Origin of the sequence: [Phormidium] sp. LEGE 05292 (assembly GCF_015207735.1) — a bacterium.
Lineage (GTDB): Bacteria > Cyanobacteriota > Cyanobacteriia > Cyanobacteriales > Aerosakkonemataceae > Floridanema.
Window position 1 is genome coordinate 61,671 of record NZ_JADEWG010000008.1, and the last position, 22,668, is coordinate 84,338.

Here is a 22,668-nt window from a genome sequence, read left to right on the forward strand (position 1 = left end):
AAGAGGCTAGCAGCCCCTGTTTTTCGTTCCCAGGTTCAACAACCTGGGAACCAGTCCAGGGAGATTCTACCTCCCCTGCTGCAATACTGAATTATACCGTTTCCTCCATTGCGCTGATTCCCCTGTACTTCCTTTCTTCTTCCGTGAGGTAGAAAAGAAAATCAAATCAGGATGGAGTAAATGCCTTTTTCCTTCCTTAGCAACCAGTGATTTTCATATCCAATCAGTCTTACTTACTAACTACCACTGAAAGTGGCCCCCTGTTAGGGAATATTTGGCTTGATGTATCAGCCTTGGTAATCATGCTGTTGTTATCAGCATTTTTTTCTGGTGCAGAAACCGCAATTACTGGATTAGACAATTTTAAACTCCGAGCCTTTATCAAGGAACAAGGAGATCCCCGGAAGATTTTTACCTTAGTACTAGAAAACCGTGCCAAGTTTATCACCACTCTTTTAATTGGTAATAATCTGGTAAATAATTTTTCCGCTATTCTGACGAGTAACCTGTTTGCTCTTTGGTTAGGTAATGCAGGTATAGGAATTGCAACAGCGGTTGTCACCTTTTTAGTGCTAATTTTTGGGGAAGTAACGCCTAAATCCTTGGCAATTACTCATGTTATGCCAATTTTTAGGTTAGCAGTGCGTCCAGTTTACTGGCTTTCCATTCCTTTATCCCCTGTAATTTATCTATTTCAAAACATTGCCCAAAGTGTAATTCGCCTGTTTGAAAGAGGTAGCGTTCCTGAAGGAGAATCTTTAAGAGATCTTCAACTGATGATTGAAGTTTTGGGCGGTAAGGGTTACTTGGATTTAGATAAGCATCAGTTATTAACTAAAGCTTTAACGCTAGACAATTTAATTGCCCGTGATGTAGTTAAACCTAGAATTGAGATGCGGACAATCTCCCATAAAGCAACATTAGAAGAGTTGGTAAATCTTTGCTTAGAAACAGGTTTTTCCCGCATTCCTGTACAGGAAGATTCCAAAGATGAAATTGTGGGAGTGGTTCACCTGAAACGGGCATTGCAACATCTCAACAATTGCCAAAAAGACGATTGTTCTAAAGCATTGGTAACAGCAGCAATGGACTCTCCTTTCTATGTTCCAGAAACTAAGCGAGTCCCCAGTTTACTCAAAGAGATGCTACAGACGCGGTTGCATTTGGCGATCGTAGTCGATGAGTACGGGGGAACAGTGGGTTTAATCACCTTGGAAGATATCCTCGAAGAGTTGGTGGGAGAAATTTATGATGAGAGTGACATTCCCCCCAGAGTCAGTGTTGGTAAAAGTAAGCTGTCGCGCCTTTAAACCAGACTCTTTTTTGTCAGAGAATCAACACAGAAAAAATTTGCTCCAACCCCTTGTCAACCAAAAATTTGAGTGCTACTATAAATAATCGTGGATCAAACGGGTCGATGCCCGAGTGGTTAATGGGGGCGGACTGTAAATCCGCTGGCTATGCCTACGCTGGTTCAAATCCAGCTCGGCCCACCTTCCACGATGCCCGTGTAGCTCAGTGGTAGAGCACACCCTTGGTAAGGGTGAGGTCACGAGTTCAATCCTCGTCACGGGCTTTTTAAGAATTAAGATACAGCAAAGGTTTCAGGCTGTCGATTGCCACATTATTTGTCAACGCGGACAAATAATGTGGCAATCGACACTATTTGATTAGTTTGTTGCTGATTTTCAATAATTTCTAACAAAGAGCGATTTAGTGTTAATTTACCTAGCTGTAACTTAATTTGCATCTCCCAAATACTGATTACACTCAGGAGCAAAATATTTGACCTATCTTGCAACAGTGTCAAAGCTGTTTGTGAGAGATTATTCGGCTGACTATCCCACCAAATAAAAGTATGAGTATCAAACAATAATTTCATGCACCTGCTGTCCAAAATTCTTCTGGTAATGGTTCATCAAAATCATTACTTGTTGATATTGCACCAGGATGTAACCCGGCTATTCTTGGTGCATTTTGTTCCATAATTGGAACTATACGAGCTAATGGTTTCCCGCTATCTGTCAGTAAAATTTCTGTTCCTTCATCAATAAGATTTAATAATTGTTGTACACTCATTTGTGCAACACTCACATCTATTGTTTTTTGCACTGCAGTCATATTAATTTGCCAAAATCAGCAACTTATCTAAGATTTAAGATAACACTTTTTCCCCATTTACTTTCTATCTTTACCCAAAATGCGTTGGCGTAGCCTACCAAGATTGTATATCGCACTCTAGATTTTCTGCTTTTATGCGTTGACGTAGCCTGCCGTAGGCATATCGCTTTTTTAATCTATTTACCGGGCAAATCCAACGCAATTAACAAAGCTTGATTCAGCAAAATTATTGCTTCATTACTAAGCATTCCTCGTAAACTCAGTAAGCGAGTTTTAGATAACACCCTTACCTGATCTGCCATCGCGATCGAATCATTAGTTAATCCACCGTCTGGCGCAGCAATTAATATCTGTGTAGGATAAACTCGTTTACCAGTTTGATAAGTAGTGCAGGGAATAGCCAAAACTACAGGACTATACGTATTAATTGCATCTCGACTAACGATGATGACAGGACGAGTTCCCCCTTGTTCAGAACCTTCAACAGGTTCAAGTCGAGCATCATAAACTTCTGCACGTTTCATTCTGCTGATTCTCCCAATTGGAAGGCTTCCCAACTCGCTACCCCAAACTCAGCCTCCATTTGTAACACTTTAGCTTGATAATCCGGGTCTTGTGTCATTTCAATCAGTTCAGCATCAATTTCTGCTCGTTTGAGTGCTTCAAGCTCATGTAGAAGTGCTTGCGCTACAAACTCATTGCGACTCTTGGCTTTTCCTTGGCTGACTATCCTATCTGTTGCGGCTAAAAGTTCCGCAGGTAGAGTTATTGTGGTGCGGACAGTCTGATTTTGCATAACTATCTTGATGTTTAAATTGATGTTGATAATAGCATCAACTTAAGCATAACTTAAAAACCTTGGTCAGTGACATTGGCGTAGCCTGAAAGAATTGCGTATCGCACATCCCCATCTTGTTTGGAAAAAGCGATAATGCGGGAGCATCGCTGCGGAATACCATTCAAATCAACATATATAGCTATTTTCTGATATCCAATTTCTAATATTTATTAATTACCTCTGGCTCTAATTCGGAAATTTTTTTGATATTTGGCTGTAAATATTCTGACTATGCCAGCCACTTTTCTAAGCTCATTAAAAGCAAATCTTCTACTGCCTCACTAAATAAGCAACTTGAGTTAACAATAATTAAAATAAAAGCGCCTACAACACAAAAGTTTGCCTTAAAGGTTGTAGACGTTTTTATAAATTAAATCCCAGTTAGTTAAAGGGAATACTGAATTAATTAATCACAGAATTAGGATGCGAGGGCAACTTCTACCTTTTGTTGCAACTCACCATTTTGAAAAAGCTCAATCATCACATCTGAGCCACCAACGAATTCACCATTGATGTAAACTTGGGGAATAGTAGGCCAGTTAGAATACTCTTTAATTCCTTGACGGATTTCAGGATCGGCTAACACATCTACAGTTTGGAATGGTACTCCCAATGAGTTGAGAATTTGCACTACATTGTTAGAGAAACCGCACTGGGGCATGAGTTTGTTGCCCTTCATGAATACTAAAACCTTATTTTCTTGGATTAACTTATCAATCCGGTCTTTGAGTTCTGGTGTCATAGTTGTTTAGTAAGTTCGCGCAGCTAACGCTCTATGCGATCGCTTTAATTAGAATGTTACAACTTGCGTTGGGTTGTGCCCTAGTGGATGTAAATTCTACATTAACAAAGTTAGTGTAACGATAACATCCAGCTTGGTCAAGCAAACCAAGCTACAGATTAAGATTTTGGGGTAGAAGTTTTCAGTGCTAAGGCGTGGATAGCTTCAGTAGACATAGCCTGTTTCAGGGCACCGTATATCATTTGATGCTGTTGAACTAGCCCTTTACCTGCGAACAATGAAGAAACGACACTTACCTGATAATGATCTCCACCACCAGTCAAATCTTGCACTTCCACTTGGGCATCAGGCATTTCTGCCACAATCATCGCCTTAACCTGTTCTGGGCTAATCATTCAATTCCTCTCACGTAAAAAAATTTTGACAGTTTGTTTTTAGTGTAAATGAATTATTGGTTTGATGAAGTAGGTTGGCGATCGCTACTACTTCTCGGATAAGGAGAATCCACAAAACCCAGTTCAAACAATTGCTGATAAGCTTTTTTTCCTAAATCTCGTGTCGGATTTTGCGATCGAATAATTTGTACCAGCAATGGTACAGCTAATTCTGGTTTATTTTGCGCCCGATGAACCAATGCTAATTGATAGGTAGCTTCATCCCGTTTTTGGGCAGTCTCTACAGCATTTTTTCGTTGGCTATCCGCAATGGTATTGTCAATTCCCGAATAACTAGCTGCCAAATCTTGATAAAAATTAGATAACTGATTAAAAACTTGGCGAGCTTCTTGGAGTTTCTTCACCGCCAAGTCATAATTTTGGTTAGAAACTGCACTACTAGCCTCAGTCATGAGTTGTTGACCTCCAGGCAAGCTTAGTACATTGTTATCTTGACTTTGAGTTAGTGCTTCATAAGCCTTCTTTCCTAACTCTCGTGTCGGATTTTGCGATTTAATAACTTGTACCAGTAAAGGCACAGCTAATTCTGGTTTATTTTGCGCCCGATGAACCAATGCTAATTGATAGCTAGCTTCATCTCGCATTTGGGCATTATCTACCGCGTTTTTTCGTAGATTATCTGAAATGCGATTATCAATTCCCGAAAAACTACCAGCCAGTTCTTGATAAAAATTAGATAACTGATTAAAAACCTGGCGAGCTTCTTGAAGTTTCTTCACTGCTAAGTCATAATTTTGGGCAGAAACCGCACTACTGGCTTCAGCCATTAGTCTCTGACCCCCAGGCAAGCTTAGTACAGTGTTATCTTGACTGAGAGGACGTAATTGGTTAGCATCTGTCCCTTCCAAAGGCTGGGCTGGGGGAGGAGATGTGGGAGTAGCGGGTTGTTCTGTTTGGGCACTTACTGATAAAGGCAAACTAAAAGCTGCTATAAGTGCTAGAGAAGTCAAACCGCTAAGGCGAGAGAAGCGAACATTTGCAGGAAACACCATGAATTCAGCTTTTTTTCTTTGCAGAAATCTAGGATGGATATTAACTTCGGAGTATATTAACATTACCAGGTCGAATCAGGTTGAGATTTGAGTGTAACAACCTGAACAATTTTTGGTTTGGCGACGCTCAAAAATACTTATGTTTAACTCAGGCTTTGATTCAGAGGGCATTCATAAAGCTTACTTAGGGAAGCTTGCAAATCTTCTGTTAAACGCTGGGCGCTGCGTTTGACATTATCGCCGCGATAATCAGCTACTTTGAGGGGAGAACCGATGTTAATGGCAACATTGCAGCCGCGATGGGGAATTTCTTGACTATACTTGATGGCGATCGGAACTACTTGAATTCCCAATTTAGATTTACTAGCTTCTGCTTGCAATGCAATCCGAGCAAAACCTGGTTTGAGTGGCTGAATGCAGTTTTCCCGGAAAATATTGCCTTCGGGAAACATCACTAAAACTTTTTCATTTTGGAGTAATTCAATTCCCTGACGGATGCTGCTAATTCCGGGATGGTCTGTATCTACGGGGAAACCTCCCATGCAACGGATAAACCAGCCTTGAATTCCTAACATTTCATTGGCAGAAACCATAAAATGCAGGTCTCGACCTGTAATATCTTTTCCGGCTGCATAGCCTAGCATAAATGGGTCCCAGCGAGAACGATGGGTAGGAGCAAAAATTAAAGGCCCTTCTTTAGGTAGATTTTCCCTACCTGTTACAGAAATTTGCCCAAAATAAACAGGAAGCACAATATATCGTCCGATGGGATAAGCCAGGGATGCTACCCAACGAGAAACTTTACAAGTAGTATTTGTCGGTGTGATGGTTGCTAATGAACGTGAGGAGGAATCAAGTTGAGTCATCATACAAAAGATGGCTAGAAAATATATTTAATCATCCTAATTTCTACCGTAAAATTTTCTGGCTTAATTGTCTCGGATGTAGGGACAGTTAAAATGCTGTCATTCGATTTAAGATTGTCGATCGACTTCACAGAGAAATCTTCTGTCTTTTAGAGGATGTGCTGCTATTTTTACTATGTGGTTTGTTTCTGACTAATGTCTTTTTTGCTTAAACCAAGATTTTAGCTGTTGACGACAGGCTGATTCTAGAATTCCGGCGATTACAGATAAGCGATGATTAGAGCAGGCACTATCGGGAATGTTGGCTACTGTACGCACTGCACCTGTTTTGGGATCGTCTGCGCCATAAATCAGTATTCCTAATCTAGCTTGGACGATCGCACCCGCACACATCGGACATGGTTCCAAAGTAACGTAGAGAGTACATTGGTTCAAATGCCAATCTTGCAAGGCTTTTCCGGCTGTTCTCAGGGCGATAATTTCCGCATGGGCGGTGGGGTCTTTGTCCCGTTCCTTACGGTTTTCTGCCTCTGCTAATAAGTTACCATCGCCGTCAATAATTACTGCTCCTACGGGCACTTCTCCCGCCTCTCCTGCTGCTTGGGCGAGTTCAATGGCGCGACTCATCCATTTTTGGTGTGTTTCGTAGGTTGAGGGGTTCATTGTTTTTAATCCCTCAGATTGAAATCTGGGGCTACACAAACTAAGTCCGCCTGCGCGGACTAATTTTTTGGTTTTATGCGGCTGGTTGAGTTAATAATGGGTCTAGTTTGGCTTCAGTATCTAATTTGTAAATGTCGTCACATCCACCGATGTATTGATTATTAATAAATATTTGGGGAACTGTTCTGCGTCCGTTGGCGCGTTCTGCCATTTGGTTTCTCGCTTCTTCGTTCCCATCAATTTTATATTCGGTGTAATTTACGCCTTTCCACCACAGCAACATTTTGGCACGAATGCAATAAGGGCAAGTTTGCCAAGTATAAATTTCTACGTTTGCTTTGATGTTTTCTGGGTGTCGTCCTAAAATTGGGTTGAGGAAGTCTAACATTTTGAGTTTCCTGAAATTAGAGGGGGTGTCTATTTTTTACCACAGATATCCACAGATGGACACAGATAAACACAGATGGGGATTTAGATTTATCTTGTGAGTTAAAGATTGATGTAATGAAAGCATTAATTACATTCAAATTGTATTATTAGCAGATGATTATCATCATGTCATCAAGCTTTTTACAAGTCTTCTTTTCTTCTGTTTTTTTGTACTAGACATTCGCTGCTTTTTCCACAGTCAGACCTATTTCTTGCCCATAAGATAGTTCTAGTGTATGACCGTCTGGATCGCGCAAGAAAGCCCAATATCCGACAGGATAACCTGAGTCTTTGGGTTCTTCAACTAATATGCCTTCTTGACGAGCTTTGTTACACAGCACATCCATTGCTTCCCGACTTTTACAACCTACTCCAAGATGGGCAAATGGAGAGAGAATTGGCTGCACTGATTGAGTTTGAATTAGTACAATTACAAATGGTCGAGTATTGTCACTTAGCCAAGCGACTGCTACCCCTGCATTTGCATCAATGCGACGGTGAACTACCTGCATTTGAGCATAAGTTGAGTAAAATTCAATACTTTGCTCAATGTTTGAGACAGGAAGGGCAATATGTGTAAGTCCAATATCAACCATGTTGTTATGTAGTTAAGCGATCGCATTCCATTTTAATAGATACTGGATAGAGTGCGATCGCTATTCAATTTACATTCAAGTTAGCAGCTAAAGATCGATCGCCGTTATTTGATTAAAATTTCCCATTCTCGGATTGAACTAGCCCCTTGCGTTAACTTTTCAATGTGCGGTTTTACCCTAGTGCGATCGATTCCATCTTCAAGGTTAACCTCTAAAATAAACTTGGCAGTACCTTTCTTTTTGACGATTGATTTTACACTGCTGCACTGATAGAAGAAATTAATATTACGCCGAAGTAATTGTTTCCATTCTTGGGGATTATCCCCCGCTTCTTTTATCAGTTTTTCCATTTGAGGAAAAGTCGTTATTGGTTCCTTTGAAGTAGTTTGATATTTGCGGAAGTTAATTGTCTGGATATTTTTCAAGTTGTTACATTTACGACAAAGGGTTTGCAAATTATCTAATGAGTTAGTACCACCATGATATCTGGGTATAATATGGTCAATTACTAATACATATCGACTATCCTCTCCACAACAAAGACAGCGATAACTATCTCTTTCTTTCACTTGTTTTTTGACTGCTTCCGATGGTTCTGGGTCAGGTGGAGGTGGTGATGAGGGCAGAGGTGGGGGTGGAGCTGGAGGTGGGAATAAAATCCGATTTACACAAGCATCATAGTGGGATTTAAAGGAGATGAAATCGCTATAAATGATTTGCCAATAACGCTCTCTTCTATCATACTCTTCTTGTAATTTTGAACTTACGGTAAGAGGGCCAAAATCTTTATTTATAAAATCTTGAGCAATCTTGTCAAGATCGTGTTCTTTCCGTTGTTCAAAATCAAACCAGTCAAGAGTTTCTTCCCCATTCTCAGCAATATGACGTGCTATGTGGAAAAGGTTTTTAAGTAAATCTCCTCCTATATGATTGTTTGCAGAAAAGAAAAGCCTTTGCCACCCTTCTAAACGTTGAATTTGGTTTTCTAAGGTAACATTTGGATCTAAGAATTCATCTAGGTTGGCTCGGTTTAAATGTTCAATAAATTGTTGATAGATCTTCTGTTCATTTTCAAAAACCATTACCAAAAGCTGCACAGGTTCGCTATCATCACTACCTGCTATTGAAGACTTAAACTCTACTTTATACCAACCGATAGGCATGAAGGTACTAAAAGGAACTGGGTTGATATTATTACCACTGTCCATTTGACTGATTAACCGACGCACCAAATCAATAGAGATAAGTCTCATTGCTCGTGTTTGTAATTGATTTTGTTCATTAGTTAAAGTAGGTCTATTATCAAGTGGATCGTATTGTGCCCAGTTAATTGCTTGTTGCCAATCGTCGATGAAAGAGACAATATAAGCTTTCTCGGTACCGCCAAATCTTGGGCCACGTAAAGCTCTACCTACCATTTGAGTTAGGAGAATTTTACTGGTAGTTTGTCTGGTTAAAAAGACGGTATTCACATTAGGAACGTCGGTTCCTTCTGTTAACATTCGCACGTTGATCAATACGTCTAATTCATTTTTACGAAAAGCTTCTAATACTTTTGAGTTTTCGTCTTGGGTGCGTTTGTTTCTAGCATCAGCATTACCGGGGTCGGCATCGATATGAGAATAAACTGTGCCGACTTTGATGCCTTTTTTCTGTTGTTCTAAAAACTCGCGTAATTGTTCGCATTGAAACCAGCGATCGGCAAAAATAATCGTTTTCCCGTAAAGGTCTTTATTTTGGGCATAAGTTTTGGCAATGAAGGAATTGCGATCGCGGTTTTCTGCTAACTTAGTAATAATCTCTTCCGGGAGGTCTTGATAGTCTCTCACCCATTGTTTATACTTATTTTCATCAAACTCTGGAGTGAATTTTGTCGGAGCAGATTTGAATTCTGGTTTTGCTAAAATACCATCTGCGATTAATTGTGATGCACTAACTTGATAAAGAATATCTTGAGGAAAAAGTTCCCCTAAACGACCGCTTTTTTTCTTATCTGTATAAAGGGGGGTAGCAGTTAAACCCAATAAGCACATTCCTGGGTGTTCTTCACGGAGTTTACTGATAAATCTGTAATAACTGGGTGCTGGTGAATGATGCGCCTCATCAAAAATAACAAATAGTTTATCTCCGGCTGCTTTGAGGAAAGCTTTTAGTTGCGTTAGTTCGTTTTGTTGGGCGCGAGTTACCGTTTGAAGAGTGCAGATAAGAAAATCATCATTTGGTTTAATCTGACAGGGGCGAAAATGTCCTTTTGTACCAGAAACAACACGCACTTTTAGCTTTTCTTTGTTGTTGTTTTTTTGATGTATTAGTTTAACTTCTGACTCTAAACTATAAAAAGCTTGCTCAAGTAAATGGTGAGTATGGGCTAACCATAAAACTTTATAGCCATTGGGAAGCGGATTTGTACAGAGAAAGCGATGGGCTGTGAGAGTTTTTCCGCCACCTGTGGGTAAAACTAAAATACCACCAGATTGTTTATATTTAGATTGCTCTTTAAACCATTGTTGTAACTTTGTTAAAGCTTGGTGTTGGTGTGCTGCGGGTTCTTTCGGCTGTTTCTCCACCTCGGCAAGAAGGTAAGTACACTGGTATTTGTTGTCTGTTTGCTGTGACATATTTTTATACTGACTTTTCCTCTTAGTTTTCCCCTACTACCGGAGAAGATTGAAAAGCAAGACCATCAGCAGCAAAACTTAATAAACTACGAGTAAATACTTATCAACAAACTTAGCTAACTGTCGATCGCAAATTTTCCCCACTCAAACATCATCAGGATTTATGCCCAAACTTCGCAATCTTTCTGCTAATCTTTCTGCACGTTGGGCTTCTTGGATTGCTCTTTGTTCTGCTAATTCTCGTTGTCGATCGATCTCCACATAACTAGCAAACTTTTGCCCATCAGGTCGATAAAGTTGCAATTTATTTTCTATTACTGCAAACCTAATTCCCAAACGAGGACTTACCCAACCTTCCATTAAGTCAATTTCATTTAATTCTGTACCCGCTCGCAACCATCCCTCCAAGTTTCCGTTATCTGGGTCATAAACATAGTATTCTTCCACACCGTAACGTTCGTAAAACCGAAATTTATTCAGCATTTTTCCGAAACGATTACCAGGGGAAAGTACTTCAAAAACGACTTGAGGCGCAATATTATTTTCGCGCCATTGTTGATAAGAACCTCGATCGCCTTTTGGTCTACCAAACACCACCATTACATCCGGTGCTTGGCGAATAGTATTATTTCCTTCAACTGGATACCAAAGTAAATCGCAAGCAACAAAAACATCGGGATTATCTTTAAATAGCGAGTCCAGTCCACCTTGAATTGTCACGATGTAACGGAATTGTTTAGTATTATCTGCCATTGGCTGATCGTCGCTTTCGGGGTAAAAAATCTTTTGCTGACTCAGAGGTTGAATTGGTGCTGTCATGGGATACCGAATAAAAGCCTTACTAAAAACAAAGATAACAAAATCTCGTTAAGATTGATGTCGATCGATCGCCACATCTAATTATTACTCTTTTCAAGTAACTCCTCTATAGTTTCCAAATGCCCTGTAATATGAGGAATTGAACCATATTGAAAAGATTCAAAAATGCTTTCTAGTTCTTCTTTTGATTCATTTTGTTCTACGAAATCAATCAATTGATTTGCCAAACGTTCTATGTCTAAATGGATTTCTTCCAAGTTAAACAGTAATTTTTCAAATTTGTTTTTACTCAGTTGGGTCTTCCGGCATTATCTTAAGAATAGGAACCCACTCCCCAGTTGCCAGTCCCTAAAATCAAAGATAGCAGGACAACACCTTTGGGGTGCTAGAGTCAACGGGAAACCAGGCATTAGCAGCAAAACTTTACAGAGGTATTACAAAGACGGTTCAGCAGAGGTATACACGCTCTGATAGACTTGAAAACTGTTAGAGCCAGACGAACTATTGCCTAAAATTTGCCTTGGGAGGACAGACCCCGTGTTGGAAAGTACGCTCGGATTAGAAATTATTGAAGTTGTTGAACAAGCGGCGATCGCTTCTTCTCACTGGATGGGTAAAGGTGAGAAAAACACCGCCGACGAAGTGGCTGTGGAAGCCATGCGGGAACGGATGAACAAGATACATATGCGGGGTCGCATTGTCATCGGAGAAGGCGAACGTGATGAAGCCCCGATGCTTTACATTGGTGAGGAAGTGGGTATTTGCACCCGTGAAGATGCCAAAGATTTTTGTAACCCCGATGAATTAGTAGAAATTGACATCGCTGTTGACCCTTGTGAAGGTACTAACTTAGTAGCTTATGGGCAACCAGGCTCAATGGCAGTGTTAGCAATTTCCGAAAAAGGCGGTTTATTTGCTGCGCCTGACTTCTACATGAAGAAACTAGCTGCACCTGCGGCTGCGGCTGGTCATGTAGATATTAACAAGTCAGCCACAGAAAATCTCAAAATTCTTTCCGAGTGCCTGAACCGTTCTGTTGAAGAATTGGTTGTGGTAGTGATGGATCGTCCCCGTCACAAGGAGCTAATTCAGGAAATTCGCAAAGCAGGTGCTAGAGTTCGTTTAATTAGCGATGGTGACGTTTCTGCTGCCATTTCCTGCGCTTTTGCAGGAACCAATATTCACTGTTTGATGGGTATTGGTGCTGCACCAGAAGGTGTGATTTCTGCGGCTGCGATGCGCTGTTTGGGTGGACACTTCCAAGGACAGCTGATTTACGATCCTGAAGTTGTGAAAACTGGCTTAATCGGTGAAAGCAGAGAAGGTAATATTGCCCGTTTGAAGGAAATGGCAATTAATGACCCTGACAAGGTTTACAATGCCGATGAACTTGCTTCTGGCGACACGGTGTTGTTTGCGGCTTGCGGTATCACTCCCGGAACTTTAATGGAAGGGGTGCGCTTCTTCCACGGTGGCGCAAGAACTCAAAGCTTGGTAATCTCTACCCAATCGAAGACAGCTCGCTTTGTCGATACAATTCACTTGTTCGATAATCCCAAGAATTTGCAATTGAGATAGTCATCAGATATTAAGGAGTAATTCTGTTTTTCTGATGTCGTAGAGGAACCAGGGGAAGGGTAAAGGTAAAGATTCTTTTCTAAACTTTACCTATTCCTTTTTTATCTTGTAATATATTCGGGTTTTCTGCCTGATTTTCCAGCTGCCTGATTTTTTAAAATAGTAGGTAATTGGTAATCAGTAATGGATAATAGATAAGAATATCAGCCAATTACCAACTAGCAAATTAACAATTAGCCGTTAGCAATTAACCATTAGCAAATGAATATTGCAGTAGTAGGGCTTAGTCACAAAACAGCACCAGTTGAAATTCGTGAAAAACTGAGCATTCCCGAAGCGCAGACTGAAAGTGCGATCGCGCAACTGAAAAATTATCCTCATATTGAAGAAGTTGCGATTCTCAGCACTTGTAACCGTCTGGAAATTTACATAGTACTCTCAGAAACCGAACAAGGAATTTCTGAAGTCCGTCAGTTTCTCTCAGACTACAGCAAATTACCAATGGGTGAACTCAGAAGACACCTGTTCATTTTGTTGCATGAAGATGCTGTCATGCACTTAATGCGAGTATCTGCTGGTTTAGATAGCTTAGTGTTGGGAGAAGGACAAATCCTGGCTCAGGTGAAAAATACCCAAAAAGTTTGTCAGCAGTACAAAGGTATCGGACGAATTTTAAATCAATTACTGAAAGCAGCGATCACTGCTGGTAAGCGAGTTCGTACTGAAACTAACATCGGTACTGGCGCTGTTTCCATTAGCTCCGCTGCTGTGGAATTAGCACAAATCAAAATGTCTGCTTTAGCTACCAGTCGGATAGCAATTTTGGGTGCTGGGAAAATGTCGCGCCTTTTGGTACAACATTTAATCAGCAAAGGTGCAACACAAATTTGCATTGTGAATCGATCGATGCAACGTGCCCAAGAGTTAGCTAAACAGTTTCAAGAAGTAGAAATTCATTTACATCCGCTATCAGAAATGATGTCAGCAATTGCCGCTGCTGATATCGTTTTTACTAGTACTTCTGCAACTGAACCCATTTTAAATCGCTTTAAATTAGAGCAGGTTTTGGATGGTAGTCGCTCTTTGATGTTGTTCGATATTTCTGTACCGCGCAACGTTGCTACTGATGTTAATGAAATCCCCCATGTTCACGCTTTTAATGTGGATGATTTGAAGGCTGTTGTGGCTCAAAATCAGGAAACTCGCAGACAAATGGCGCAAGAAGCTGAAGCACTTTTAGAGGAAGAAGTTGCAGCTTTCGATATGTGGTGGCGCAGTTTGGAAACTGTTTCTACTATTAGCTGTTTGCGCGATAAAATGGAGACGATTCGGACTCAAGAGTTAGAAAAAGCTCTCTCTCGTTTGGGTACTGAATTCGCTGAAAGACATCAAGAAGTAATTGAAGCGTTGACTAGGGGAATTGTGAATAAAATTCTCCACGATCCAATGGTACAGTTACGCGCACAACAGGATATTGAAGCAAGACGCAGAGCCATGCAATCTCTGCAATTGCTGTTTAATTTGAGTACGGAAACTCAATCTGGTGAGGCAGTATAACTGAAAGTTGTCAGTTGATTGTTTAATAACCAAGTAATTTTAGATTTTGGGTTTCGGGTTTTTGTTTGGAAAATCTGAAATCTGAAATCTAAAATAGTTTTTAGGGGCAGGAGAGAAATTTTTAATTAGAATAGTTGAATAATTACTCAAGTCAAATCCCCCCTAACCCCCCTTACCAAGGGGGGAATGAGATTCAACTTCCCTTTTGGTAAGGGAGGAACGAGATTCAAAGTCCCCTTTACCAAGGGGGGAATGAGATTCAAAGTCCCTTTTGGTAAGGGAGGAATGAGATTCTAAGTCCCCTTGTAATACCAATTCAGGAAATGAATGATACATATCTGGTAAAGGCGGGTTTTGTTGAAGATTTGATTGTGGGTAGTCCAAAATATTGGCTAAACCCGCCCCTACAAATTATTTGTATCAACCTTAACGTGAAATGGTATTAGAGGGGAACGAGATTCAAAGTCCCCCTTTGTAAGGGGGATTTAGGGGGATTGCCTACGGCACGCTACGCGAACGAAAAGGCTGAAGTTTCATTTATTGGACTGCAATATAATGCAATCTAAAATTGAAAAACGAGAATCTCAAAGGGTTTTCCCTAAATTTGCCCAACTAATTTTATGGTTGTTGGGTTTATGGTTGGGTGTAGAGTTATTGTGTCGCTTAATAGCAGAGGCTTTATGGTTTGCTGAGGTTGATTATCAATCAGCTTTTTGGATACGCTTAGGAACTCAGCTGGGTTTATGGACGATCGCACTTTTTTCACTAGGCTTTTTGCTGTTTAATTTAAATATTGCTGAACGCCATAGTTATCCTCCGCCTCATTCGTCATTTTCGGAACTTAGAAAAACTCCCCTTTTAACTAAATATAAGACTGAAGATGAGCAGCGAAGTTTTAGTTTCGGTTTAGGTGGGCTTTTAACTCTCACGATCGCATTAAGTTTACTGGTAGGATTGTTGGTTTTTCATTATGGTAAAGTTGCTTTTACCTATTGGCAACCAAATGTAAATTTTACAGCAGTATCTACTATTATTACAGCCAATTTCGCTCCTGGCTCAATTTGGCAAAACTTACAAAATTCTCCTTGGTGGCAATTAATTTTTATTCCCATAGTTTTAATAATAATTGTTATTAAACATAGAATTGTTCTAAAAGCGATCGCTATTTTAATTAGTCTCAGCTTCGGTATAGTCTTTTCAGGGCAATGGATAAAATTTTTACAATATTTTCAAGCGCAAGCTTTTGATAGTAACGATCCTTTATTTAATCGAAATATTGGCTTTTATGTTTTTAAATTACCAATTTGGCAATTATTAGAATTTTGGCTTTCAGGTCTATTTGGATTTGGTTTTATAGCTGTAATTTTAATTTATTTACTATCAGGCAATAGCTTAAGTGAAGGTAAATTCCCTGGTTTTAGTAAAGCGCAGCAAAAGCATTTATTATTACTCGGCGGCGCAGTCATGCTGTGCATATCTTATAGCTATTGGTTGCGGCGTTATGAATTATTGTATTCAACTCAAGGGGTAGTTTACGGTGCTAGTTTTACTGATGTTACAGTGCAATTACCGATTTATACTTTGCTGAGTTTGGTGGGATTGGCGATCGCTATTTTACTATTTTGGCGATCGATTTTCCCCAAATCAGCTAAACCAGGAAAAAAACAGTCAAATAAACGCAGTTTATATTTCTTATTCACAAGCGGATTTATTTTACTTTTTTCTAGTTTGTTTGTATTTTCATTTATTCTTCCTGAAGTTGTCCAAAAATTAGTTGTTCAACCCAACGAAGTAAACAGGGAACGAGCTTTTTTTGAAAATAGTATTAAATTAACTAGAGAGGCATTTCAACTAGATAAAGTTGAAGTTGAAACTTTTAATCCTCAAGGTGATTTAAGTGCAGCTGATATTACCAAAAATAATGACACTATTCGGAATATTCGCCTTTGGGATACCCGTCCACTTTTAGAAACTAATCGTCAATTACAACAATTCCGGCCTTATTATAAATTTCCTAGTGCAGATATCGATCGCTATACATTAGCCACTTTAACACCTAAACAAACCGAAAAAAGACAAGTAATTCTAGCTGCTAGAGAGTTAGATTATAATGACGTTCCTGAAGCAGCGAAAACCTGGGTAAACCAACATTTAGTTTATACTCATGGTTATGGATTTACGATGAGTCCAGTCAATATAGCTGCACCAGGAGGACTACCATATTATTTCGTCAAGAATATAGGTGCGGGAACAAAAGATGGCAATTTACAAACATCAAGTCCGCTAATTCGCTACAGTATTCCTACTAGTAATCCCCGAATTTATTATGGAGAAATTTCTGATACTTATGTGATGACTAACACCAAAACTAAAGAACTGGACTATCCCAGTGGAGACGAAAATGTTTATAACACTTACGATGGGTTTGGTGGAATTAAAATTGGCGTTTGGTGGCGAAAAGGGGTTTTTGCTAAATATTTAAATGATTGGCAAATGTTATTAACAAGTAATATTACCGAAGAAACTAAGATACTGTTTCGCCGCAATATTAATGAAAGAGTTCAAGCGATCGCACCTTTTTTAAGTTATGATAATTCGCCTTATTTAGTAGTTACAGATGATCCTGAAGAATCAGAAATAGCAAATAATATTAGAAACCATTTATACTGGATTATTGATGCTTATACGACTAGCGATCGCTATCCCTATTCTGACCCAGGAAACAATAAATTTAACTATATTAGAAACTCAGTGAAAGTAGTCATTGATGCCTACAACGGCGATGTAGATTTTTATGTAGCCGATCCTGAAGACCCAATTATTAAAAGCTTATCTGCTATCTTTCCCAAAATGTTTCAACCTCTGTCTGTGATGCCTGCGGCACTTCGCACTCATATTCGGTATCCCATAGATATTTACAGCATTCAATCGGAAAGATTACTCGCCTATCACATGACAGATCCCACTGTTTTTTATAATCGAGAAGATTTATGGCAGATTCCAACAGAAATTTATGGTGGTAAACCACAAACAGTTGAACCTTATTATTTAATCATGAAATTGCCTACTGCCAAAGAGGAAGAATTCATTTTATTACTTCCTTTTACACCTAAAGGCAGAACAAACTTAATTGCTTGGTTAGCAGGTCGTTCTGATGGTCAAGAATATGGTCGTTTATTACTTTATCAATTCCCCAAACAACAATTAGTTTTTGGCCCGGAACAAATTGAAGCTTTAATTAACCAAGACCCCGTAATTTCTCAGCAAATTTCCCTGTGGAATCGTCAAGGTTCAAAGGCAATTCAAGGCAATTTATTAATCATTCCGATTGAACGATCGCTACTTTATGTAGAACCACTTTATTTAGAAGCAGAACAAAATAGCGTGCCAACTTTAGTGCGGGTAATTGTTGCTTATGAAAATCGCATTGTGATGGCAGAAACTTTAGAACAAGCGATCGACGCAATTTTCCAACCCAAACAATCAACTCCCGCGCCTATTGTTCGTCCGGTGGAAACTAAACCAGAAGAAAATGTTCAATAATTAATCCCAAGTCTGTTGTAACGACTTTAGTCGTTCATTTCCGCAATTCAAGGACTAAAGTCCTGACAACGAACTAAAGGACTGAAGTCCTTACAACAGACTAAACTATCACTTATTTACTGACGATAATTGTCACACCACTCACTCCCCAAGCAGTAAAAAATCCGCGAAATAATTCTTCGCTAGCGGCACTAATTTCGCCATCTTCACCGATAATTCCCCCGGTAATCAATTTTCCGCGATCGCTCAAAAAACTCAATCTCTGTTCGCCATTTTCATCCTTCTGGATTAACAAACGACCCCTGGCTAAAATTTGACCAGCACTACTTGAAATTGCACAACGCATTGTTTATTTATTGTTCATAGTTCCTTGCTTATTTTACTGAGATTTTGCACCAAAAGGCAGAGCCTCTGTTTTTTGTTCCCAGGTTCAACCTGGGAACGAGTCAAGGAGGTTCTACCTCCCCTGCTGCAAGGTCTAATTTTTCGTCAATCTAGCCGTTTTGATCACAAAATAGTGCCAATTTGTTTGAGATAAACTGGTGTAAAAGGTTCACCCGATCTAAGTTGGTAATTTTCTATCCAACCTTCACGACGAATCGAAATATCATCACCTTGTTTTTCAACTATGGTTGCATCTTCGTAAGCATTTTGTACCAAAGTTTTTTCTGTTGCTGTGGGGTTATCTAAAACGATAATGTTGCTACCTTGGTAAAACATTCCATCGCTTTCTAAGATATCTTCGCAATATTCAGCGATCAATAAATCCAGCTTTGGATTGCGTAGTAAACTTTGGACGTTAGTATTATAATTCTTGTGCATTACTTTTTTGGAGCGGTTAACAAATACTCCTTGACGACAAACTGCACCAACAGTCCAACCAGGGTATTTTAGCAGGATATGATCGATCGTTTCTTCCAATTCTTTCATAGAAATTCGGTTGAAAGTAATAATGGGGATTCTCGCTTCATTCGCATTTTTAAAGAAAGTCTCAATAATAAAAGATGGCACATCAACACTTTCTCCAAAAGCCGGATTTAAGTGCATAAAAATTCCCGGTGCAGCATTAATTTCCAGAATCGCAAAATTCCCAGACTTCCAAGATTCTGCGAGAGTTTCCGTAATCACATCAATTCCCATGCAAACCATTCGGAAATGCTGAGCAATATCTTGCGCCAAAATGATGTTATCTGGATGAACTGTAGCGGTAGCATCTATGCTTACTCCACCAGCAGAAAGATTTGCAACTTTACGCAAATAAATTGTTTTATCTGCTTCAATTACGCTATCCATTGTCAAGTTTTGTTCATCCAAAAACATCTCCATTGCTTCATCAACTTGAATTTTTCCCATTGGTGAAGTCGGAGTATCTAATCTTTCTGGTTTAGAATTTTCCTTGGTAATTAATTCCGAAATAGTCGAGTTCCCATCACCATTTACCCAAGCAGGACGACGTTCGGTAGCGGCTACAAATTTGCCATTGACGCATAATAAACGAAAATCCGCTCCTGTGTAACTTCTCTCGACAATAATATTTACAGGTTGGGTTTCGGGAATGGCTTTTAATGCACGATTAAAAGCGTGTTCTAATTCATCACCATTTTGCACATTTGCTGTTACTCCAATTCCTTTATGACCGACAACTGGTTTAACTGCTACTGGATAACCAACGATATCGGCTGCATCTAAAGCACCTCTGAAAGTGCTAACAATATCACCTTTAGGTACTGGAAAACCAAGGGTGTACAAAAAATCCTTACAGTCATCTTTACGAGTGGTAAAATCAGAATCTAAATGGCTGTCACGGTCAAAGGTTGTAGCTACACCACGCACTAATTTTTTCCCATAACCATACTGCATTAATCCTTCATCCCACAAGTAAAATACAGGAATGCCTTTTTGAGTTGCGGTACGGAATAAAGAATAAACTGTTGGCCCTCCATAAACTGAGGCGCGAAACATTTCTTGCAGGAATTTAAATTTTTTATGCACTGGGAAATCATCGTTTTGGGTAATTGCTTCCCACCAATCCCAAACAAAGTAAATTACTGCTTTTGTAGTTCTAGCGTGGATAGTTTCTACTGCGATTCTTTGATGATTTTTACATGAGGTTACACTCCATTCTTTGGGATGTAAGTTCATCTGTAATTTACCTACTTCCATGATAGTTTCGGCTAATAAGTGTCCGTAAGATTCATATTGTTTATCTTTTAATTGGGGACAAAATTTACTAATTTCTGTAACGTAATCTTCAATAGCTAAAGGTTCCAGATCTCCAGTGAGGTCAAAATCAAAAACGATCGCTGCTGTGCTTAAATATGGGTTTGGCCCTACGTAGTGCTGAATGTTAAAAATGTCAAAAGCGTCTTTTTCTCTAGCATTAATTCTGGGGTCATCACTAATTTTTTCTCTGATCATTACTATCTCCTTTGGTAGAACACTCTAATTTAGCGATCGCTCCTGCAATTAGCTAATATCTTTACCCAGTTTTAGTTTATTTTTGAGATAATTTCTTCTACCTATAGTCAGTATTTACAGTTTGATCCCAAAGCTGTTGCAATTTTATCTAAAAGTTGCTTGAGAAACTATTTTTTATTCCTAGAAGAACCAATGAAATATATCGTTGAAAGCTACCCCTTGAGAAAGATGTCTTTATTAAAGCAGCGCCGTAAATTAAATTGTAAATAAGATTACATTTTAGGAGGACAGTAAAATGACTGTCACGATAACTCCTCTAAGAGAAGAAGTTCATCAATTAGCTGAAAAAGCTTTTCACCTAAACCTGATTTCGGGTTACGGAGATGGTGAATATAGCGACGAGTACCAAATCGTTTACCAGGGTAAACCTAGACATCTCCACTTAGAAAAGGCACGTTCTTTTTTAACCAAATTAATCCAGAAATCACGTTAGGAACCGTTCTTGGCATCAAGCAACAAATTTAAATTTCCTTTCTCCTGATTCACAAATAGGATTGGGAGGTTTTGTTTTGTTAATAGCAACGGATTGAAAATATTTTACATTTTTACTTGCAATTGTTTATCTCTCTTAAAGCATAAGCTTTTAGAAGGAGGATATATCACATTTAAAAACTTTATTCTGTATTAATATCTACCAAATGACTGTTTCAAACGGATAAATAACCATGTTTTACTAAAATTGCTAACAAAGTGAGTAATTTTAAAAAGCGAGTTTTTATGGCTGACAATCAAGGAACAGGACAGTTAATAATTATTGGTGGTGCAGAAGACAGAGAGGGAGATTGTAGAGTACTTCGGGAATTTGTCCGCCGTGCGGGAGGTACGAAAGCTAACGTTGTTATTATGACCGCAGCAACAGAATTACCCAGAGAAGTAGGAGAAGATTATACAAAAATATTTGAACGTTTGGGAGCAGAAAACGTTCGGATTATTGATACTGTTACCAGAGATGATGCTAGCTCACAGACATATTTAGAAGCAGTAGAAAAAGCTACTGGTGTATTTTTCACTGGCGGCGATCAAGCGCGAATTACTAGTATCATTAAAGGCACTGAACTCGATGCTTTAATTCACAGACGCTACGCTGAAGGTGTTGTGGTTGCTGGTACTAGCGCAGGTGCAGCTATGATGCCTGATGTCATGATTGTAGAAGGAGATTCGACGACAAATGCGAGAGCAGAAGTGGTAGAAATGGGTCCCGGAATGGGATTTCTGCCCGGAATTGTCATCGATCAACATTTTTCTCAACGGGGACGTTTAGGACGTTTGATTGCTGCTTTAGCACAGCAACCTGCTGTTTTAGGATTTGGAATTGATGAAGATACGGCAATAATAGTTAGCCAAGATGTAATTGAAGTAGTTGGTAGTGGTTCTGTAACAATTGTCGATGTGGCAGAAATTACTCATAGTAATGTAGATAGCCTTTTGAAGGATGAAGTAATGGCAATTTGTGGCGCTAGATTGCACATTCTTCCTGAAGGTTATAGCTACAATTTGAAGAATAGAAAACCAATTTTAGAACGCATTCCTCAAGCAGCAGCAGCTTAGGGAAATGGGGAGATGGGGGGATGGGGAGAAATTATTCAACTATATCCAAAACTCCCCCCACTTCCTCCCAGTGCCCAGTCCTTGTTCCCCTTACAAAATATTATCGAGAAATTGTTTTGCCCGATCGCACTTTGGATTTGAGAAAAACTGCTCTGGGGGTGAGTCTTCGGCTAGTTTTCCTTGATCTAAGAATAAAATGCGATCGGCAACTTCTTTGGCAAAACCCATTTCGTGAGTCACAACTGCCATTGTCATGCCAGATTTTGCTAAATCTTTCATGACATCTAAAACTTCTTTCACCATTTCTGGATCGAGGGCAGATGTAGGTTCGTCAAATAACATGATATCGGGTTTCATGGCTAGGGAACGTGCGATCGCCACCCGTTGTTTTTGTCCCCCCGAAAGTTGCGAAGGATAAGCATTTGCCTTCGCTTCTAAACCTACCTTTTTTAACAAATCCATTCCCACTCTTCGCGCCTCTTCTTCAGAGATATTCTTCACCTTTAAAGGTGCATACATGATATTTTTAATCACCGTCATGTGTGGGAAAAGATTAAAATGTTGAAACACCATACCAACATTTTGCCGCACTTTCATAATGTCGGTTTTTGGCGAAGTAATTTCTTTGCCATCAATAAAAACCTTGCCGGAAGTAGGTGTTTCCAGTAAATTCATGCACCGCAAAAAGGTAGATTTTCCCGATCCAGAAGGGCCGATTAATGCCACTACTTGACCTCTGTCAATCTCAGTAGAAATCCCTTGCAAAACGTTGAGAGAACCGAAAGATTTATACAGATCTTCAACCTGAATTGCAATATCTGTTTT

23 protein-coding genes and 2 tRNA genes are annotated in these 22,668 nt (G+C 39.4%); 8 read left to right on the forward strand and 17 right to left on the reverse strand.

From position 1 onward, the window contains the following. The first annotated feature begins 206 nt into the window (after positions 1–206). From IQ264_RS04275 to IQ264_RS04285, 3 genes are all read left to right on the forward strand, one after another. Positions 207–1,310 carry a hemolysin family protein gene (locus tag IQ264_RS04275; protein ID WP_413470330.1) on the forward strand — a complete coding sequence of 368 codons (1,104 nt, stop codon included), beginning with the start codon at positions 207–209 and terminating at the stop codon, positions 1,308–1,310. A 101-nt stretch (positions 1,311–1,411) separates the two neighbouring features. Continuing rightward, positions 1,412–1,493 (forward strand) — tRNA-Tyr (locus IQ264_RS04280). A gap of 11 nt (positions 1,494–1,504) precedes the next feature. Then, a tRNA-Thr gene (locus tag IQ264_RS04285) sits at positions 1,505–1,576 on the forward strand. 48 nt (positions 1,577–1,624) lie between these two features. Here the strand turns inward: IQ264_RS04285 and IQ264_RS04290 are convergent. The 14 genes from IQ264_RS04290 to IQ264_RS04355 all read right to left on the reverse strand — a co-directional run bounded on the left by IQ264_RS04290 (position 1,625) and on the right by IQ264_RS04355 (position 11,396). Then, a complete protein-coding gene (locus IQ264_RS04290; RefSeq protein WP_193978946.1) occupies positions 1,625–1,882 on the reverse strand; it encodes a type II toxin-antitoxin system VapC family toxin in 258 nt (85 codons plus the stop codon). Continuing rightward, positions 1,879–2,121, reverse strand: coding sequence for a type II toxin-antitoxin system Phd/YefM family antitoxin (locus IQ264_RS04295; RefSeq protein ID WP_193978948.1), 243 nt, complete (start codon positions 2,119–2,121; stop codon positions 1,879–1,881). The genes IQ264_RS04290 and IQ264_RS04295 overlap by 4 nt, the downstream gene beginning before the upstream one ends. Before the next feature lie 176 nt (positions 2,122–2,297). After that, positions 2,298–2,645, reverse strand: a complete 348-nt coding sequence (locus IQ264_RS04300) for a type II toxin-antitoxin system PemK/MazF family toxin (protein ID WP_193978950.1) — start codon at positions 2,643–2,645, stop codon at positions 2,298–2,300. Beyond that, positions 2,642–2,917, reverse strand: a complete 276-nt coding sequence (locus IQ264_RS04305; RefSeq protein ID WP_193978952.1) for a ribbon-helix-helix domain-containing protein — start codon at positions 2,915–2,917, stop codon at positions 2,642–2,644. Before IQ264_RS04305 ends, IQ264_RS04300 begins: the two co-directional genes overlap by 4 nt. A 460-nt stretch (positions 2,918–3,377) precedes the next feature. Next, positions 3,378–3,701, reverse strand: a complete 324-nt coding sequence (grxD, locus tag IQ264_RS04310; RefSeq protein ID WP_193978954.1) for a Grx4 family monothiol glutaredoxin — start codon at positions 3,699–3,701, stop codon at positions 3,378–3,380. A gap of 158 nt (positions 3,702–3,859) precedes the next feature. Then, positions 3,860–4,096, reverse strand: coding sequence for a BolA family protein (locus IQ264_RS04315; protein ID WP_193978956.1), 237 nt, complete (start codon positions 4,094–4,096; stop codon positions 3,860–3,862). Between the two features lie 53 nt (positions 4,097–4,149). Continuing rightward, positions 4,150–4,740, reverse strand: coding sequence for a hypothetical protein (locus IQ264_RS33815; protein WP_413470331.1), 591 nt, complete (start codon positions 4,738–4,740; stop codon positions 4,150–4,152). Between the two features lie 551 nt (positions 4,741–5,291). Beyond that, positions 5,292–6,017 carry a lysophospholipid acyltransferase family protein gene (locus IQ264_RS04325; protein ID WP_228061279.1) on the reverse strand — a complete coding sequence of 242 codons (726 nt, stop codon included), beginning with the start codon at positions 6,015–6,017 and terminating at the stop codon, positions 5,292–5,294. 189 nt (positions 6,018–6,206) lie between these two features. After that, positions 6,207–6,677 carry a tRNA adenosine(34) deaminase TadA gene (gene tadA / locus IQ264_RS04330; RefSeq protein ID WP_193978958.1) on the reverse strand — a complete coding sequence of 157 codons (471 nt, stop codon included), beginning with the start codon at positions 6,675–6,677 and terminating at the stop codon, positions 6,207–6,209. Between the two features lie 73 nt (positions 6,678–6,750). Beyond that, positions 6,751–7,065, reverse strand: coding sequence for a glutaredoxin 3 (gene grxC / locus IQ264_RS04335; protein WP_193978961.1), 315 nt, complete (start codon positions 7,063–7,065; stop codon positions 6,751–6,753). 214 nt (positions 7,066–7,279) lie between these two features. Continuing rightward, complete coding sequence (locus IQ264_RS04340; protein ID WP_193978963.1) at positions 7,280–7,702, reverse strand: VOC family protein; 423 nt, start codon at positions 7,700–7,702, stop codon at positions 7,280–7,282. A 104-nt stretch (positions 7,703–7,806) separates the two neighbouring features. Beyond that, positions 7,807–10,320, reverse strand: a complete 2,514-nt coding sequence (locus IQ264_RS33625; protein WP_193978965.1) for a DEAD/DEAH box helicase family protein — start codon at positions 10,318–10,320, stop codon at positions 7,807–7,809. A gap of 144 nt (positions 10,321–10,464) precedes the next feature. Further along, a complete protein-coding gene (locus IQ264_RS04350) occupies positions 10,465–11,139 on the reverse strand; it encodes a Uma2 family endonuclease (RefSeq protein WP_193978967.1) in 675 nt (224 codons plus the stop codon). A gap of 77 nt (positions 11,140–11,216) precedes the next feature. Continuing rightward, positions 11,217–11,396 carry a hypothetical protein gene (locus IQ264_RS04355; RefSeq protein WP_193978969.1) on the reverse strand — a complete coding sequence of 60 codons (180 nt, stop codon included), beginning with the start codon at positions 11,394–11,396 and terminating at the stop codon, positions 11,217–11,219. Between the two features lie 283 nt (positions 11,397–11,679). Here IQ264_RS04355 and glpX point away from each other — a divergent pair, with 283 nt between their 5' ends. The 3 genes from glpX to IQ264_RS04370 all read left to right on the forward strand — a co-directional run bounded on the left by glpX (position 11,680) and on the right by IQ264_RS04370 (position 17,817). Then, the gene (gene glpX / locus IQ264_RS04360; protein ID WP_193979002.1) at positions 11,680–12,717 is read left to right on the forward strand and encodes a class II fructose-bisphosphatase; all 1,038 of its coding nucleotides are present in this window, start codon (positions 11,680–11,682) and stop codon (positions 12,715–12,717) included. Positions 12,718–12,978: 261 nt separating this feature from the next. Continuing rightward, positions 12,979–14,274 (forward strand): glutamyl-tRNA reductase, encoded by a 1,296-nt coding sequence (locus IQ264_RS04365; RefSeq protein ID WP_193978971.1) that lies wholly within the window; start codon positions 12,979–12,981, stop codon positions 14,272–14,274. A 555-nt stretch (positions 14,275–14,829) separates the two neighbouring features. Next, complete coding sequence (locus IQ264_RS04370; protein ID WP_193978973.1) at positions 14,830–17,817, forward strand: UPF0182 family protein; 2,988 nt, start codon at positions 14,830–14,832, stop codon at positions 17,815–17,817. Between the two features lie 112 nt (positions 17,818–17,929). Here the strand turns inward: IQ264_RS04370 and IQ264_RS04375 are convergent, their stop codons facing one another. Then, positions 17,930–18,163, reverse strand: a complete 234-nt coding sequence (locus IQ264_RS04375) for a hypothetical protein (protein WP_193978975.1) — start codon at positions 18,161–18,163, stop codon at positions 17,930–17,932. A gap of 161 nt (positions 18,164–18,324) precedes the next feature. Continuing rightward, complete coding sequence (locus IQ264_RS04380) at positions 18,325–20,235, reverse strand: cyanophycin synthetase (protein WP_193978977.1); 1,911 nt, start codon at positions 20,233–20,235, stop codon at positions 18,325–18,327. 295 nt (positions 20,236–20,530) lie between these two features. On the opposite strand from IQ264_RS04380, the gene IQ264_RS04385 reads away from it, so the two are divergent. Continuing rightward, entirely contained in the window at positions 20,531–20,728 is a 198-nt protein-coding gene (locus tag IQ264_RS04385) for a hypothetical protein (RefSeq protein ID WP_193978979.1), read from the forward strand. Between the two features lie 284 nt (positions 20,729–21,012). Then, a complete protein-coding gene (locus IQ264_RS04390; RefSeq protein WP_193978981.1) occupies positions 21,013–21,843 on the forward strand; it encodes a cyanophycinase in 831 nt (276 codons plus the stop codon). Positions 21,844–21,933: 90 nt separating this feature from the next. On the opposite strand, the gene IQ264_RS04395 is transcribed toward IQ264_RS04390, so the two are convergent. After that, positions 21,934–22,653, reverse strand: a complete 720-nt coding sequence (locus tag IQ264_RS04395) for an amino acid ABC transporter ATP-binding protein (protein WP_413470332.1) — start codon at positions 22,651–22,653, stop codon at positions 21,934–21,936. Positions 22,654–22,668 lie beyond the last annotated feature (15 nt).

Excerpts from the sequence above, each read along its gene's own strand:
- IQ264_RS04290 (WP_193978946.1), bottom strand. The coding sequence starts at position 1,882 with ATGAAATTATTGTTTGATACTCATACTTTTATTTGGTGGGATAGTCAG.
- IQ264_RS04295 (WP_193978948.1), bottom strand. The coding sequence starts at position 2,121 with ATGACTGCAGTGCAAAAAACAATAGATGTGAGTGTTGCACAAATGAGT.
- IQ264_RS04300 (WP_193978950.1), bottom strand. The coding sequence starts at position 2,645 with ATGAAACGTGCAGAAGTTTATGATGCTCGACTTGAACCTGTTGAAGGT.
- IQ264_RS04305 (WP_193978952.1), bottom strand. The coding sequence starts at position 2,917 with ATGCAAAATCAGACTGTCCGCACCACAATAACTCTACCTGCGGAACTT.
- grxD (WP_193978954.1), bottom strand. The coding sequence starts at position 3,701 with ATGACACCAGAACTCAAAGACCGGATTGATAAGTTAATCCAAGAAAAT.
- IQ264_RS04315 (WP_193978956.1), bottom strand. The coding sequence starts at position 4,096 with ATGATTAGCCCAGAACAGGTTAAGGCGATGATTGTGGCAGAAATGCCT.
- IQ264_RS33815 (WP_413470331.1), bottom strand. The coding sequence starts at position 4,740 with ATGCGAGATGAAGCTAGCTATCAATTAGCATTGGTTCATCGGGCGCAA.
- IQ264_RS04325 (WP_228061279.1), bottom strand. The coding sequence starts at position 6,017 with ATGATGACTCAACTTGATTCCTCCTCACGTTCATTAGCAACCATCACA.
- tadA (WP_193978958.1), bottom strand. The coding sequence starts at position 6,677 with ATGAACCCCTCAACCTACGAAACACACCAAAAATGGATGAGTCGCGCC.
- grxC (WP_193978961.1), bottom strand. The coding sequence starts at position 7,065 with ATGTTAGACTTCCTCAACCCAATTTTAGGACGACACCCAGAAAACATC.
- IQ264_RS04340 (WP_193978963.1), bottom strand. The coding sequence starts at position 7,702 with ATGGTTGATATTGGACTTACACATATTGCCCTTCCTGTCTCAAACATT.
- IQ264_RS33625 (WP_193978965.1), bottom strand. The coding sequence starts at position 10,320 with ATGTCACAGCAAACAGACAACAAATACCAGTGTACTTACCTTCTTGCC.
- IQ264_RS04350 (WP_193978967.1), bottom strand. The coding sequence starts at position 11,139 with ATGACAGCACCAATTCAACCTCTGAGTCAGCAAAAGATTTTTTACCCC.
- IQ264_RS04365 (WP_193978971.1), top strand. The coding sequence starts at position 12,979 with ATGAATATTGCAGTAGTAGGGCTTAGTCACAAAACAGCACCAGTTGAA.
- IQ264_RS04370 (WP_193978973.1), top strand. The coding sequence starts at position 14,830 with ATGCAATCTAAAATTGAAAAACGAGAATCTCAAAGGGTTTTCCCTAAA.
- IQ264_RS04375 (WP_193978975.1), bottom strand. The coding sequence starts at position 18,163 with ATGCGTTGTGCAATTTCAAGTAGTGCTGGTCAAATTTTAGCCAGGGGT.
- IQ264_RS04380 (WP_193978977.1), bottom strand. The coding sequence starts at position 20,235 with ATGATCAGAGAAAAAATTAGTGATGACCCCAGAATTAATGCTAGAGAA.
- IQ264_RS04385 (WP_193978979.1), top strand. The coding sequence starts at position 20,531 with ATGACTGTCACGATAACTCCTCTAAGAGAAGAAGTTCATCAATTAGCT.
- IQ264_RS04390 (WP_193978981.1), top strand. The coding sequence starts at position 21,013 with ATGGCTGACAATCAAGGAACAGGACAGTTAATAATTATTGGTGGTGCA.